Origin of the sequence: Veillonella sp. 6_1_27 (assembly GCF_000163735.1) — a bacterium.
Taxonomy (GTDB): domain Bacteria; phylum Bacillota; class Negativicutes; order Veillonellales; family Veillonellaceae; genus Veillonella; species Veillonella parvula_A.
In genome coordinates, this window is the sequence record NZ_GG770216.1 from 480,786 (window position 1) to 495,760 (window position 14,975).

The window sequence follows — 14,975 nt, forward strand, 5'->3', positions numbered from 1 at the left end:
TATAATTTTAAAGTTAATTAATATTTATATAGTTTAACATAAATCAATGTAATTGTACAATTTTGAGGATTTGCTTCCACTTTTGAAAGTAGTTTTGATCATGAATTATAAAATAATATTAATTATTTTTGAATATAAGAAAAGGACTAGATCACGTATACTTCTGAACTGTTGTTCCAAAACTGTGTCCAATTTTAGGGCAGTTCAGAATACGTATATTCTAGTCCTTTTACTATATCTACTGGTGTGACACCAGCTTTCACCATCGATAAGAGTCATTAATCAATTAGTCGCTAAATGTTAACTATTAGTTACTAACCGCTAATCGTCGAAACTCATCATAAACAATCAACAATCATCAGCCATCAATCATATATAAGTTATAATTGATAGTTAATTTTATGATCTATTTAGCGATACTATTTTTTAAACTTGGCTTTACAAGTGCTAAGATGAAGCAAGCCACAATGGAACCGATTGCGATGGATGCAAGGTAAAGAAGTGGATTACCAATTGTTGGTACTACGAAGATACCGCCATGTGGAGCGCGTAGTGTGCATTCGAAGAACATGGATAATGCACCAGCTGTACCAGCACCGATGATGCAAGCTGGTAATACGCGAACTGGATCGGCTGCTGCAAATGGGATGGCACCTTCTGTGATGAAGGAAAGGCCCATGATGTAGTTTGTGATACCAGATTTGCGTTCAGCCTCTGTGAAGCGACTAGGGAAGAATGTAGTACAAAGAGCAATTGCCAATGGAGGAACCATACCGCCTGCCATTACAGCAGCCATGATACCGTATTCTCCAGTTGCAAGAGCACCAGTACCGATAACATAAGCCGCCTTGTTTACAGGGCCGCCCATATCAACGGACATCATAGCACCAAAGATTAGACCTAATAATACGCGGCTAGTAGTGCCCATGGATTGTAAGGAGTCCATTAACCAGTGATTAAGTGCAGATACAGGAGGATTGATGATAAAGGTAATAGCGATACCGATGAACAATACGCCAAGTACAGGGTAGAATAGAACCGGTTTTGTACCTTCTAATGCTTGAGGCAAACCAGATACTAATTTCTTAACTAATAATACCAAATAACCTGCTGCGAAACCGGCAATCAATGCGCCTAGGAAACCAGAGCCACCTTGGTTAGCTAATAAGCCACCAACGAAACCAGCTACAAGACCTGGACGGTCCGCAATACTCATAGCGATGTAACCCGCTAATACTGGTAACATGAAGCCAAAGGAAGCTCCACCGATTTGCATTAAGAAAGCCGCAAGAGGTGTACCGGAACCAAAGTTTTTAGGATTCGCTGGATCGAATACGTCGAATAAGAAGGCGAGGGCAATCAAGATACCGCCACCGATAACAAATGGCAACATGTGAGATACACCGTTCATCAAATGTTTGTAGATTTGACGACCTACGCTATCAGATGCGCTAGCTGCAATCTCAGCAGCTTCGCGGTCAGCCGCAGATGCTTGATATACGGCAGCTGTGCCAGCCATAGCTTCTGTTAGTAGCTCTTCCGCTTTATTGATGCCATTCGCTACCTTAGTTTGAATCATAGGTTTACCGTCAAAGCGTGCCATTTCTACTTGGCGATCGGAAGCTACGATAATACATTTAGCATGTGCAATTTCTTCTGCTGTAAGAGCATCTTTAACGCCAGAGGCACCGTTCTTTTCTACTTTTAAGGAAATACCCATTTCTTTAGCCTTGCGTTCTAAAGATTCAGCAGCCATGTAGGTATGTGCGATGCCAGTAGGACAGCCTGTAACAGCTAGTACATCATAATGCGGGTTATCTACAGAAATCTTAGGTGCTACCTTTTCAATTGCTTCCGTAGCCTTTGCTTCGATAGCATCGGTAATGCTGGTTGCTTTTTGATCCTCTGTTGGTTTGATATATCCTTCTACAGATGGGTCAAAGTTTCCTTCTTCTTTAGCTGTAATGAGATCTAAGAATCGATCAACAGTAGCCGCTTGAATTAGGGCTTCTTTGAAGTCTGGGTCAATCACCATAGTTGCTAGTTTGCTCAATACCTCTACATGAGTGTCAGCCGCGCCTTCTGGAGCAGCAATCATAAAGAATAGGCGAGATGGTTGACCATCAAGTGCTTCAAAATCCACACCGTTAGGCACGACCATAGCGGCTAGGCCTGCTTCTTTTACGCCTGCAGATTTAGCATGTGGTGTGGCAATACCGTCGCCAAGGCCTGTAGAACCAGACTCTTCACGAGCGAACACTGCTTTTAAATATTCTGCCTTGTCTGTCAAGTGGCCGCCTTTGTCCATCAATTCACCTAAGGTGTAAATGGCGTCAGCCTTTGTGACAGGATCTGCGTTCAACAGGATAGATTGCGGTTTTAATAAATCAGTGATTTGCATATGTGTACTCCTTGATGCAAATAAAACATAAAATTATTTAACTCGTACTTGTGAAAGTAGTGTTTCTACTTCTTCAAGGGTTGCGAGGTTTTCAGAGTAGGCAGAGGCAGATCCACTGGAGATGCCCCAGTAGAGCGCCTCTTGTAATTTACCTGTCTTTTCATAGCCCGTAATAAAGCCAGCGACCATGGAATCGCCAGCGCCTACGGAATTTACGAGTGTTCCTTTAGGGGCAGGACTCGTGTATACAGTGCCGTCAGCAGCGACCAAGATAGCTCCATCACCAGCCATGGAGATGAGCACGTGTTGTGCACCTTTCTCTTGTAATGCTTTAGCAGCTTCTACAAGGTCATCCTTTGTAGCGAGAGTGCGACCAAAGATTTCGCTAAGCTCGTGATTATTTGGCTTAATTAAGAATGGTTTATAAGGCAAGACTTTTGTGAGTAGATCTTTTGTAGCATCGACTACGATGCGAATATTTTTATGTTGTAAGCGATCCATAATGAGTTCGTACATATCGCTTGATAGACTAGAAGGAATGCTGCCAGCAAGGATTAAGGTATCCTTTTCGGTCAATGCATCAAGCTGTTTGTATAGGGCCTCTAATTCGTCGGCACCGATGATTGGGCCGCGGCCGTTAATCTCTGTTTCCTCATCAGAGGCCTTTACCTTAACATTGATGCGGGTTAATCCTTCGCGAAGTCGGATGAAATCTTCTTTTACGCCGAAGTTCTTGAGTTGTGTTACGATTTCTTCGCCTGTAAACCCTGCGATGAAGCCGAGTGCTGTCGTATCCATGCCAAGATTATTGAGCACGATAGATACGTTGATACCTTTGCCGCCACCGAGAACGTATTCTTGGATGGTGCGATTAATAGTGCCCGTCTTGAGGTGATCAAGGCGCACGATATAATCGAGAGCTGGATTAAAGGTAATAGTGTAAATCATACAATTTCCCCTTTTGAGATAATACTAATTAGCGTATGATTGATTGATCTTGCTTCCGTAGTCGTAACCAATAGATGAGTGGTACTAGATATAGGAAGAAGGCAAATGGTACGTAACCTGCTGAACTTGTACCCATCATGACAACGGGCACGTAGGCAGCGATATTCCACGGTTGCAATGGAGCGATGAGGATGCCGCTATTTTCAAAGTCTAGCATTACATCTTCGTCTTGAATGCCTCGCTGCGCGTAGGTAATACGCATAATAGAGTGCGTCATAACTACCGCAATAGCTTGGCTGCATCCAATAGCACCTGTTAAAAAGGCAAGACCTACATTGGCAGCAAATATATCGCTCCGTGTTTTAGCTCGTTCTAACAGTTGTCGTATGTCGTTCCAGAAGCCAACCCCTTCAAGCATGCCTGAAATGGCAGTAGCCATGAAGATCGAAAGGGTAGGGATAAACATCGTTTGTAGACCGCCGCCATGAATGATATTAGCTAGTGGATTGTAGTGCGGTAGTTCAAAGCCCGTTAAGGTATACCATCCCAACTCAGAAATGGTGGCTCCTTGATTTGTATAAGCTAGAATGGCCGCTGCTAATGCACTGAGTCCGATAGGCCAACGGATAGATACTTTCAAAGGCAATAGACCAATGACGATGATGACTGGAATCCATAATGTCCAATCGATGTTGAAAATAAAGTGAATTGTATCGGATAGTAAACTATTTTCGTAATTGAGTGGGTACCACTGAGATAGTAATAGATACAGCACTGTAGAGATGATGAGTGCTGGAATACCATCTTTAAACATGATGGGAATATTCGTCGATACCTTTGTATGGGTTAAGGCTGCTACGAGAGACGCACTAGAGGATAGTGGCCCGTTTCGATCACCAAAGTAAGCACCTGCAATAATGGCACCGGCTACGATATTTTCTGGAATACTCCCAGCTCTTGCCATCGTGATGAGTACGATGCCTATCGTGCCTACAGTTCCTAGTGCGGTGCCCAACAGCATGCTCACGGCAGCTGTTATTAAAAAGGCACAGACGATAAAGATAGACGGATCAATCAAGTCGATGCCTGTGGCAATGATCATAGGGATAATGCCCGCTGCTTGCCACATGGCGATGAGCCAACCGATGAGAAGAAAGATTTGCATCACCACGATGGACGTTTTAGCACCTGTCCAGGATAGGTTTAATAGTTCCTTTGGTTGATATCCTTTGCGATAAAATACAAAGGCCATGATGCACCATACGACAATCAAGGCATAACCAATAGCGATGCTATTGGCTACGGCTATGAGGATGACGAGAATGGATGCAAGTAGTCCCAAAAGGGGCTCTATATTCCGTGGTATGAGTGTGCGACCCTGTTGGTACCTTAGGAACGCATTTAATATAAGTTGTAACCACTTCATTTTAATCGATAGGAAGTTCTGTTTCGAAGACTTCCTCAGCCGGGCCTGTCATGAGCACCGTGCCATCCTCCAAGTATGAAATATGCAATGTTCCTAAATAGAGTTCCACATCTACTTCGCGGCCTGTTAAGCCCTTTTCAAAGGACATAGCGGCAGAGGCACAAGATCCTGTTCCACAAGCTAAAGTAGCGCCAGCGCCGCGTTCCCATGTGCGCACCTTGATGTGTTTGTCGTTTACCACTTCAATGTAGTTTACATTGGTGTTGGCAGGGAAGGCATCGTGCTTTTCAAGGATAGGGCCTTGTGTTGTAACAGGGGCTTTTGTAATGTCGTCGATGAATACCTCCGTATGAGGCACACCGAGCAATACAGAACTCACTGTTACGGTTTCACCGTTTACATTGAGGTCTACGTCGATAACCTTATCCATGTTTACATTCATAGGAATGTCTTGGGCCTTAAAAAATGGTTTGCCCATGTCTACAGTAACTTGTGTGACTATACCGTTTTCGATAGTCAATGTAGGCTTCATTACGCCAGCTAAGGTTTCAATGGTGAAAGTCTCCTTCGTTGTTTCACCGTGTTCATAAGCGTATTTGGCAAAGCAACGGATGGCATTACCGCACATTTCTGCTTCACTACCATCGGAGTTGATGATGCGCATGCGCACATCACAGGTTTCGGAAGGAACTAGGATAGCAAGACCATCAGCACCAATACCCGTGCGACGATCGCAAAGGCGGATGGCGAGGTCTGTGTAGTCTTTAGACGTCCCTTGTGGGTCGGCAAAGAGGATGAAGTCATTGCCGAGACCATGCATTTTCGTTAATTTCATAAAGTCTCCTATCAATAAGTAAGACTTTCACCATGAAGCCCGTGAAAGTCTCATATGTTTATTATTATATATTCTATATTATAATATTATATCATAAATAGGTCCTAAGCATGGCATGGAATCGTATAAATTTATAGCAAAATAAAGGGAAAATAAGGAAAGCTTACAACGTTTATTGAGAGTTATAGTAAAACAAAAAATGCCCCATATGGGACGGTTATTTAAGGGAGTATAGGTATTTGGATTACTTTATTGTTTAACAGAGAAATGATAAAATAAAGAGTAATGTAGTTAATCGTAATAGAAAGAGGAACACATATGCGAATTCAAGGGATTTCTGGATCTCGTGGCGTTGCAGTAGGCAATGTATATAGATATATTCAAGAGGAAATTGTCATTCCTGATTACAATGTAACGGAAGACAAGGTAGAAGAAGAAATTGGCAAGTTTGCAACTGCTATGGCATCTACCTTAAAACAATTGGATACTATTCGTAAAAAAGCGTTGGATGAAATGGGGCCAGAAGAGGCGGCTATTTTTGAAGCGCATATGCAAATTGCTCAAGACCCATCCTTATCTGACGGAATTAAATCCCTTGTTGAGTCTAGCCATATGAATGTGGTAGCGGCTACGGCTCAAACAATTGAAACCTTTGCAAATATCTTTCTCGGCATGGAAGACGCCTATATGCGTGAACGAGGCGCAGATATTAAGGATATCGGTGATCGTTTGATGCGTAATATGTTAGGCATGAACCCTCGCGGTTTATCACATATTTCTGGCGAGGTTATCTTGGTGGCTCATGATTTGGCACCATCTGATACGGCATCCCTTGATAAAGCGGTAGTAAAAGGTATCGTTACGGCAGCAGGTGGCCCTACATCTCATGCGGCTATTATGGCTCGCACCTTAGAGATTCCTGCAGTTATGGGCGTTGGTGATATTGAAAGCTTTGCAGATGGCGATAAGGCAGTCGTTCTTGGTACGGATGGTATCGTGGAAATCAATCCATCTGATGCGGATTGGACGGAGTATACAAATCAAGCGTTGGCGTTCCAAGAGGAATTAAAACGGTTGCGCGAATCCGCTAATCTTGAAGCTACTACCATTGATGGTCATCATGTAGAACTATTCGGCAACATTGGTAAGGCGAAGGATGCTAAACATGCGCTCACTATGGGCGCACAAGGTATTGGTTTGTATCGTACAGAATTCCTTTACATGGAAAATGACGAATTGCCTGCAGAAGAAATACAATTCGAAGAGTATAAAAAGGTAGCCCAAGATATGAAGGGGCAGCCTGTTATTATCCGTACCATGGACATCGGTGGAGACAAGGAATTGAAATGCCTTGATTTACCAAGTGAAATGAATCCATTCCTAGGATATCGCGCTATTCGTATATCCTTAAATCGTCCAGACATCTTTAAGGTACAATTGCGTGCCTTATTACGAGCTAGTGCGTTTGGTGATATTCACATCATGTATCCTATGATTGCTTCCGTTGAGGAAGTGAAGCAAGCGAATGCTATGCTTAGTGAATGTAAGGAGGAACTGGAGGCTGAGGGTAAGGATTTCAACAAGGATATCAAGGTTGGCATCATGATCGAAGTACCAGCGGCAGCTGTTATATCTCCAATTCTTGCTAAATATGTAGACTTCTTTAGTATCGGTACGAATGATCTTTGCCAATACACATTGGCAGTAGACCGTATGAACGAAGCAATTGGTAGCTTGTATCAACCATTGCATCCAGGTGTGTTACGTCTTATTAAGCACGTCATTGATGCTAGTCATGAACAAGGTAAATTTACAGGCATGTGTGGTGAGCTTGCTAGCGACCCTGTGGCGACCATGATTCTGTTGGGCCTTGGCCTCGACGAATTCTCCATGACGGCTTCTTCGATTCCTCTTATTAAAAATATTTTGCGTTCTGTTTCCAAAACAGAATGTGAAGAGGTAGCAAATAAAGCACTTACTATGGACACAGCAGAAGAAATTACAGAATACGCTAAATCTGTATTAGCTGAAAAAGGTTTATTATAATTTTACTTTTGTTAAATAGGATTATTACATAGTAAATAGGATGTAATATACTTGAATTGAAATGCTTGATATTGATACAATATATCTATTAGAACGTATGGATAGGCACCGCCTATCGAGATAGAAAGAGGTTATCATGAAAGAATTAACAGTAGAAATTACTAACGAATCCGGTTTACATGCTCGTCCTGCTACAGCTTTCACACAATTGGCTGCTAAGTTCGCTTCCAAAGTGACTATCGCTGCTAATGGCAAAACAGCAGATGCTAAATCCATTTTAACTGTATTGACCTTGGGTGCTACAAAAGGCACATCCGTTACCTTGACGGCTGACGGTGCTGACGAAGACGAGGCACTCGCTGCATTGAGCGAATTCTTAACAACTAACCACGATTAATATGAGGGTAATAAAAAGGACCCTACATTTTGAACTGCACCTCCAAAAATTATGTCCAATTTTTTGGGTGCAATTCATTTGTAGAGTCCTTTTTTATTTACCCATATTTGCAAAGCGCTCTACAGCTTTTGTAAAGTCGCTAATGGTTTTTTCCACGTCACCATGTTCGATACCATCTCGTACGCAGTGGTTGATATGTCCTTCAAGAATTACTTGTCCTACTTTATGTAGTGCAGATTTAGCTGCATTAATTTGGCTCAACACATCTTCGCAGGGAATGTCTTCTTCAATCATTCGATCAATAGCTTGCACTTGACCTAAGATTTTACGCAATCGACGATGCAGATTTTCTGAATCCATACACTGTTTCATTTTACTCCTCCATAGGCATGTTTTTATCATCTCATACATTATACTCTATTTAAAGTTTTTAATACAACTTAATAAGTATAACTAATATGCATTAATCGGTATATATAGATATAGGGTATCATGCCATTATTAAGATATATTAAATATATTTGTAGTATGAGTGGACGTAAAAACTAGTGTTTTACATATCTTCTTATTGATTGATGTGATACAATACATTTAATATACTTTATATTTGTATATGTATATAAGGTATTGTATAGATAGCTAGATTATAAACCTATAGTTACATGTGTTTATATTACAGACCTTTAAGAAATAGGTGAAAGAAATGAAAGTATTTCGCTACCTTCGAAATCTAGTCGTGTTCGTAGTGGTCATGATTTTGGCTATGTTTATATATGACGGATACCATAGCTTTCAAGGGACAAATCGTGAGAGTAAAGCTCATACAATTGTTGAAAAACAAATAGAACAAAGTGAAGACACGCTCAGTCGTACGGATCGAATTATACGACTGTTTACATTTAGAGATAAAGTACAGATAGCTCTTAATCAACGTGTTTCAAAAGAGCATTGGGTGAAAGGGGATGTTATTCCTGAGTACACAAAAAATGCACTAATCGCTATTGAAGATAAGCGGTATTATAAACATGGAGCTATTGATGTACTCGGTATTATTCGCGCCTTGTACACAAACACTATAGCAGGTGAAACGCTAGAAGGCGGTAGTACTATTACACAACAACTTGTAAAAAATCTGTTCCTTTCCTCGAAGCGTATCATGAGTCGTAAGGTGGAAGAGGCGATTCTTGCTAGTGAAATGGAACATTACTACTCTAAGGAAGAAATTCTCACTATGTATTTGAATACCGTATATTATGGTCATAACTATTACGGTATCTACGAAGCTGCTCACGGCTACTTTGGAACAAGCCCAAGCCGATTAACATTGGGGCAAAGTGCTTTGCTAGCAGCATTACCCAATGCACCGTCCTATTTAGATCCTTATACGAACTATGAAGGTGCAAAGGCTCGACAAAAGCTGGTGCTCGAACAAATGGTAGACCAAGGCATGATTACACAAGCCGAAGCAGACTATGCGTACGAACAAGACTTGGAGCTTGTGGAAGAATAAGTTAATATATTTAATAAGCTATATCTGGTGTTTGATTGCTAGATATAGCTTTTTTGTTAGTTCGGAAACGAAATATATTATTAAAGTGAATAAAAATAATGCTTGCATTTATAATTATACAGGTGTATACTATTTTTTGTCAGAAGGAGAAAATGCTTGTTGGTAATAGAAGATACCACGGTGCTTTCACAATTATCTGATATTGTATTGATTATATGAGTCTAAATAGATAGTGGTTTATGAGGTGTTATCATGGGTAAAGCAAATAAAGTAGTACTCGCATATTCTGGTGGCTTAGATACTTCTGTTATCATTCCTTGGTTAAAAGAAAATTATGGCGCTGAAGTTATTGCTGTGTGTGTAGACTTGGGCCAACCTGAGGATTATGATGCAGTTGAGAAAAAAGCAATCAAATCTGGCGCATCTAAAGCGTACATCGTTGACGCTAAGGAAGAGTTTGTAAAAGATTATGTATGGCCTACAGTAAAAGCTGGTGCGATCTACGAAGGTAAATATTTATTAGGTACATCCTTTGCTAGACCTTTAATCGGTAAAATCCTTGTAGATATTGCAAAAAAAGAAGGCGCTGATGCAATCGCTCATGGTGCGACTGGTAAAGGTAATGACCAAGTTCGTTTTGAGTTGACTATCAAAGCATTAGCTCCTAACATGAAAATCATTGCTCCTTGGAGAGAATGGGATTTGAAATCTAGAACAGATTGCATGGAATATGCTGCTAAACACGATATTCCAGTTGTAGCTACAAAATCTCATCCATATTCTATGGACCAAAACGTATGGCATTTGTCCCATGAAGGCGGCGAACTTGAAAATCCAGCAAATGCTCCTAAAGATGATGTGTACTTGGTAACACATACACCAGAACAAGCTCCAGATGAAGCTGGTTATGTAACTGTATCCTTTAAAGAAGGTGTACCTGTAGCCGTAGATGGTCAAGAAGGCACCCCATTACAAATATTAGAAAAACTCAATGAAATCGGCGCACATTATGGTGTGGGCGTTGTAGATATCGTTGAAAATAGATTGGTAGGTATGAAATCCCGTGGTGTTTATGAAAACCCGGGTGGCTCCATCATCATGTATGCTCACAGAGAACTTGAATACCTTTGCTTAGATAGAGCTACATACCACTACAAAGAACTCATTGCTAACAAATACGCTGAACTCGTATATGATGGCATGTGGTTTGCGCCATTGATGAACGCATTACAAGCGTTTGTTGATGAAACTCAAAAAACTGTAACCGGTGAAGTAAAACTTAAATTGTACAAAGGCAATATCATTTCTGCGGGCAGCACTTCCCCATATTCCTTGTACAGCGAAGATTTCGTAACATTTGAAGAAGATGATGTATACGATCAATCTGATGCAGAAGGTTTCATCAACTTGTTTGGTTTACCTCTCAAAATTAATGCATTGATGAAAGAGAAAGCAGGTAAATAATGGCTAAATTGTGGGGCGGGCGTTTCATAAAAGGCACTGATAAAGCGGTAGAGGATTTTACATCCTCTATCGCTTTTGATGCGCGGATGTACGCCGAAGATATTGCAGGTAGCAAGGCACATGCGACAATGCTGGCAAAACAAAATATTATCTCCGACGCAGATCGAGATGCTATTTTAGCAGGTTTAACAAAAATTAAAGGGCAAATCGATAAAGGGGAATTCCCATTTTCTATAGCTCTTGAAGATATTCATATGAATATTGAAAAGCGTTTAACTGATGACATCGGTGAAGCAGGTGGTCGTTTGCATACAGGTCGTAGCCGTAATGACCAATGCGCAGTAGACTTGCACATGTACGTGCGTAAAGCTGTTGTGGAAATGGGTGAACTCATCGTAGATATGCAGAAGGCTCTCATCGAAACAGCTGAAAAGTATAGTGATGTTATCATGCCTGGCTATACGCATTTACAACGGGCTCAACCTGTATTGTTTGGGCATCATATGATGGCCTATTTCTCTATGTTGGAACGCGATTTTGATCGTTTGTTGATGGTATTCAAACATGCTGACATCATGCCACTTGGGGCCGGCGCATTAGCTGGTTCTACATACGGCATTGATCAAACATATACGCAAAAGCTTTTGGGCTTTTCTCGTATTTACGAAAATAGTATGGACGCCGTATCTGACCGTGACTACGTAGTTGAATTCTTGTCCTTTGCATCTCTAGTGATGATGCACTTGAGTCGTCTTAGTGAAGAATTGATCTTATGGTCTACCAACGAGTTTAATTTTATTGAACTTGATGATGCTCACTGCACGGGCTCTAGTATTATGCCGCAAAAGAAAAATCCTGACGTTTGCGAGCTGGTTCGTGGTAAAACAGGCCGTACCTATGGTCATTTGTTAGGCCTTTTAACAACTTTGAAAGGCCTGCCTCTTACATACAACAAGGATATGCAAGAGGATAAAGAAGGTATCTTCGATGCTATTGATACAGTACACTTCGCATTGTCCATTAATGCGGCTATGATTCGTGGTATGAAGGTCAATGGGGCTCATATGAAAGCAGTCCTTGATGACGACTTCTCTAATGCTACGGATATGGCAGATTATCTTGCGAAGAAAGGTGTCCCATTCCGTGAAGCCCATGAAATTGTAGGTAATGCAGTGCATCATTGCATCGAAAAAGGCTGTGTACTCCTTGATCTATCCGTAGAGGACTTCAAAGCTATTTCCAACCATTTTGATGCAGATATTCTTGACGCTATCTCCATCGAAGCTTGCGTTGCAGGTCGTAATAACTATTCTGGTACGGCTCCAGAATGTGTGGAACGACAACGTAATAATGGTAAAATTATTATCGCTGCTGAGGAAAAGCAAATTGCTGAATGGAAAGAAATCGTTGAATCTGTAGAAGAGTAGAGCTTAGTGCGGAATAAGCAGTAGATAAAAATAAAGAATAGTTATCAATAAAATCTGGAAAAATAAGATTGATATACATATAAGGATTTCATTAAGGGTCTAATATTGCCCATTATACTTATATGTATATCGATTTTTTATTTAAAAGCTAGACGATACCTATAAAGCCCAAAATTCTAATTGATAATCCACTATTAAAATGATGTATTTACATGTACATGTATAGTGGACTGTGAGAGAATAATAGTCTTGTACTAGGACACTATAACCGTGATAGATAGGAAAAATTACATCTATACACAGAATAAAATGGGGTAAAAATATACTTTGCCACGATTAAAATGAGTTCTGTTCGATTTTGATGATAAATTACCTATGATTTATTCAATTCGTGTAATATGCCTTGTCCGCCAATAAAGTACTTTTATTTTGGTTTCATAGGTGTTATTATTTAACTCGTAATAAGAATAAAAACGGTAAATTCACATTCAAGCCCATCACAGCACGAACTGAATTTACTTAGCGGTATATATATTTTAAGTGAATTATGGACGAGAAAAAATTCACCTTAGTGAAAGGGGATTGATACATGAAAACCACCGCTAAAAAAATGTCTGTATTCCAGCTAACCACAATGGTAGCAGCCAATATGCTAGGAGCTGGGATCATTATGTTACCAACTAATTTGGCTCAAGTTGGTACTATTTCAGTTTTATCTTGGCTCGTGACAGCTGTGGGTGCGCTTTTACTAGCGTATATTTTTGCTCAAGCGGGTATGTTCTCCCAAAAACAAGGGGGCATGGGCGGTTATGCAGAACATCGCTTCGGTAAAACTGGACATTTTATGGCGAGCTATGCTTACAGCATATCTCTCATCATTGCTAATATCGCCATCGCGGTATCTGCCGTAGGTTATGGCGCAGCTTTCTTTGGTGTTGACCTCAATGCGACACAAACAAGTCAGGTAACAATTGTGCTCTTGTGGTTTGCAGCGATTCTAAACTTCAGAGGGAATCGTTTCACAGGTCGACTCAGCAATATGACTATTTGGGGCTCTATTGTTCCGGTTTTATTAATCGGTACAATCGGCTGGTATTGGTTTGATCCATCTATTTATTGGGCGGCATGGAACCCAAATGATCTTCCGCTTTATGATGCGGTAAAGCAATCTATTTCCCTAACTTTATGGGGCTTCCTAGGATTTGAGTCCGCAGCGGCTAATGCTGATGCTGTTGAGAATCCAAAGAAAAACGTACCTATCGCAACTGTGGCGGGTACATTAGCAGTGGCAGTGGTTTATATCTTGTCCACAAACGTTATGGCAGGTATTGTGCCTAACGTTGATTTATTAAATTCTAATGCACCATTCGGTTTGACATTCGTATACATGTTCAATGATACAATTGCAAACATCGTTATGGCTGCTATGGTTATTTCTTGCTTTGGCGCTTTGCTTTGCTGGCAATTCACATTGTCTCGCGTCTTCAAAAGTGCAGCAGAACATGGTTACTTCCCTAAAATATTCGCTCGTGTAAATAGCAAAGATGCTCCTGTTCGTGGTGTATTGATTTTACTCGCTGTTGAAACATTACTTACTTTATTCACTGCAAGCGAATCCTTGCGTGAGCAATTTGAAATCTTAGTAAACTTAGCGGTTGTAACTAACGTAGTACCGTATGTATTGTGCATTTTGGCAGTACCTACAATGATGCGTATGGCTGGCGTAGCTGAAAGTCGTATTAAACGCTCTAATTACTTGTTCGGTATAGGCGTTCTTTATTGTCTATATGCAATCTACGCATGTGGTTTTGATGCTATGGTAGGTAGCGCAGTGGCAGTAAGCATAGGTTTGGTGATTTATGTTTTGCGTAAAGCGTGGGATACACGCAGAGCACACCGCTTACAACAAAGTATTGATTAACTGAATACATCTCGTCTTATTAGAGGCTATTACTTGGTAATAGCCTCTTTTTTATCATAATCATGCATTAGACTCATAATTAATGCGAGCTAGATATGAAAAAACATGAAGAGTATAATTATTAATCAAATTTTTGCTGTGTATAAAAAGATTTTATAATAAAGTTTTTACATTGCTTTATTATTAATAAAATTAATATATATACTGTCATATACAGTAAATATAATAAAAAATTATTTATATAAGTTAATTTATATAATTTTATGCAGGATTGTGAATTTAATCATTAATCAATATTTTTTATCAGTATAAAAATTATATTGAAAATATGCGAAATACATATACCCATAAGGGGTATATGTATTGTAAATAGAGTGTTAATATAGTATATTTATAATCGATAAAAATGAATGAACTAGTGAGTGTCGGTATTTACCGAGCGTAAAAGAGGAAAATGGGTGAAAAACCCATACTATGTAAATAGCTGTAATGAGGAGCAAGGTTTCATTATAGGGTCACTGGGAAACTGGGAAGGCCGAAATATTGCGATGAATCAGAGTCAGAAAGCCTGCTCTAAAGGCATGGTATGCATATGCTGTG

The 14,975-nt window shown here is 40.3% G+C and carries 11 protein-coding genes and 1 riboswitch; of the genes, 6 read left to right on the forward strand and 5 right to left on the reverse strand.

The window, feature by feature from the left end; all coding sequences use genetic code 11:
- Positions 1-406: 406 nt before the first annotated feature.
- The 4 genes from HMPREF0874_RS05980 to dapF are packed head-to-tail and all read right to left on the reverse strand — an operon-like array spanning position 407 to position 5,610.
- Entirely contained in the window at positions 407-2,401 is a 1,995-nt protein-coding gene (locus tag HMPREF0874_RS05980; protein ID WP_008602396.1) for a fructose-specific PTS transporter subunit EIIC, read from the reverse strand.
- A gap of 33 nt (positions 2,402-2,434) precedes the next feature.
- Positions 2,435-3,349: a 1-phosphofructokinase gene (pfkB, locus tag HMPREF0874_RS05985; protein ID WP_008602398.1), complete on the reverse strand. Its 915-nt coding sequence runs from the start codon at positions 3,347-3,349 to the stop codon at positions 2,435-2,437.
- A 28-nt stretch (positions 3,350-3,377) separates the two neighbouring features.
- Positions 3,378-4,775, reverse strand: coding sequence for a Na+/H+ antiporter NhaC family protein (locus HMPREF0874_RS05990; protein WP_008602399.1), 1,398 nt, complete (start codon positions 4,773-4,775; stop codon positions 3,378-3,380).
- A 1-nt stretch (position 4,776) separates the two neighbouring features.
- The gene (gene dapF, locus HMPREF0874_RS05995; protein ID WP_004695030.1) at positions 4,777-5,610 is read right to left on the reverse strand and encodes a diaminopimelate epimerase; all 834 of its coding nucleotides are present in this window, start codon (positions 5,608-5,610) and stop codon (positions 4,777-4,779) included.
- 318 nt (positions 5,611-5,928) lie between these two features.
- Between dapF and ptsP the strand changes: the two genes are divergently transcribed.
- The gene (gene ptsP / locus HMPREF0874_RS06000; RefSeq protein WP_008602401.1) at positions 5,929-7,656 is read left to right on the forward strand and encodes a phosphoenolpyruvate--protein phosphotransferase; all 1,728 of its coding nucleotides are present in this window, start codon (positions 5,929-5,931) and stop codon (positions 7,654-7,656) included.
- 136 nt (positions 7,657-7,792) lie between these two features.
- Positions 7,793-8,053, forward strand: coding sequence for an HPr family phosphocarrier protein (locus HMPREF0874_RS06005; protein ID WP_004695032.1), 261 nt, complete (start codon positions 7,793-7,795; stop codon positions 8,051-8,053).
- 93 nt (positions 8,054-8,146) lie between these two features.
- Here HMPREF0874_RS06005 and HMPREF0874_RS06010 read toward each other — a convergent pair whose 3' ends face one another.
- A complete protein-coding gene (locus HMPREF0874_RS06010) occupies positions 8,147-8,425 on the reverse strand; it encodes a metal-sensing transcriptional repressor (RefSeq protein WP_004697521.1) in 279 nt (92 codons plus the stop codon).
- A gap of 331 nt (positions 8,426-8,756) precedes the next feature.
- Here HMPREF0874_RS06010 and HMPREF0874_RS06015 point away from each other — a divergent pair, with 331 nt between their 5' ends.
- The 4 genes from HMPREF0874_RS06015 to potE all read left to right on the forward strand — a co-directional run bounded on the left by HMPREF0874_RS06015 (position 8,757) and on the right by potE (position 14,375).
- Positions 8,757-9,563: a transglycosylase domain-containing protein gene (locus HMPREF0874_RS06015; protein WP_038125688.1), complete on the forward strand. Its 807-nt coding sequence runs from the start codon at positions 8,757-8,759 to the stop codon at positions 9,561-9,563.
- Between the two features lie 252 nt (positions 9,564-9,815).
- The gene (locus HMPREF0874_RS06020; RefSeq protein ID WP_008602405.1) at positions 9,816-11,027 is read left to right on the forward strand and encodes an argininosuccinate synthase; all 1,212 of its coding nucleotides are present in this window, start codon (positions 9,816-9,818) and stop codon (positions 11,025-11,027) included.
- On the forward strand, positions 11,027-12,454 hold the full coding sequence (gene argH / locus HMPREF0874_RS06025; RefSeq protein WP_008602407.1) for an argininosuccinate lyase: 1,428 nt from the start codon (positions 11,027-11,029) through the stop codon (positions 12,452-12,454). The genes HMPREF0874_RS06020 and argH overlap by 1 nt, the downstream gene beginning before the upstream one ends.
- A gap of 589 nt (positions 12,455-13,043) precedes the next feature.
- Positions 13,044-14,375, forward strand: coding sequence for a putrescine-ornithine antiporter (potE, locus tag HMPREF0874_RS06030; protein WP_004697529.1), 1,332 nt, complete (start codon positions 13,044-13,046; stop codon positions 14,373-14,375).
- Between the two features lie 403 nt (positions 14,376-14,778).
- A riboswitch (cobalamin riboswitch) is annotated at positions 14,779-14,966 on the forward strand.
- The last annotated feature ends 9 nt before the right edge of the window (positions 14,967-14,975 follow it).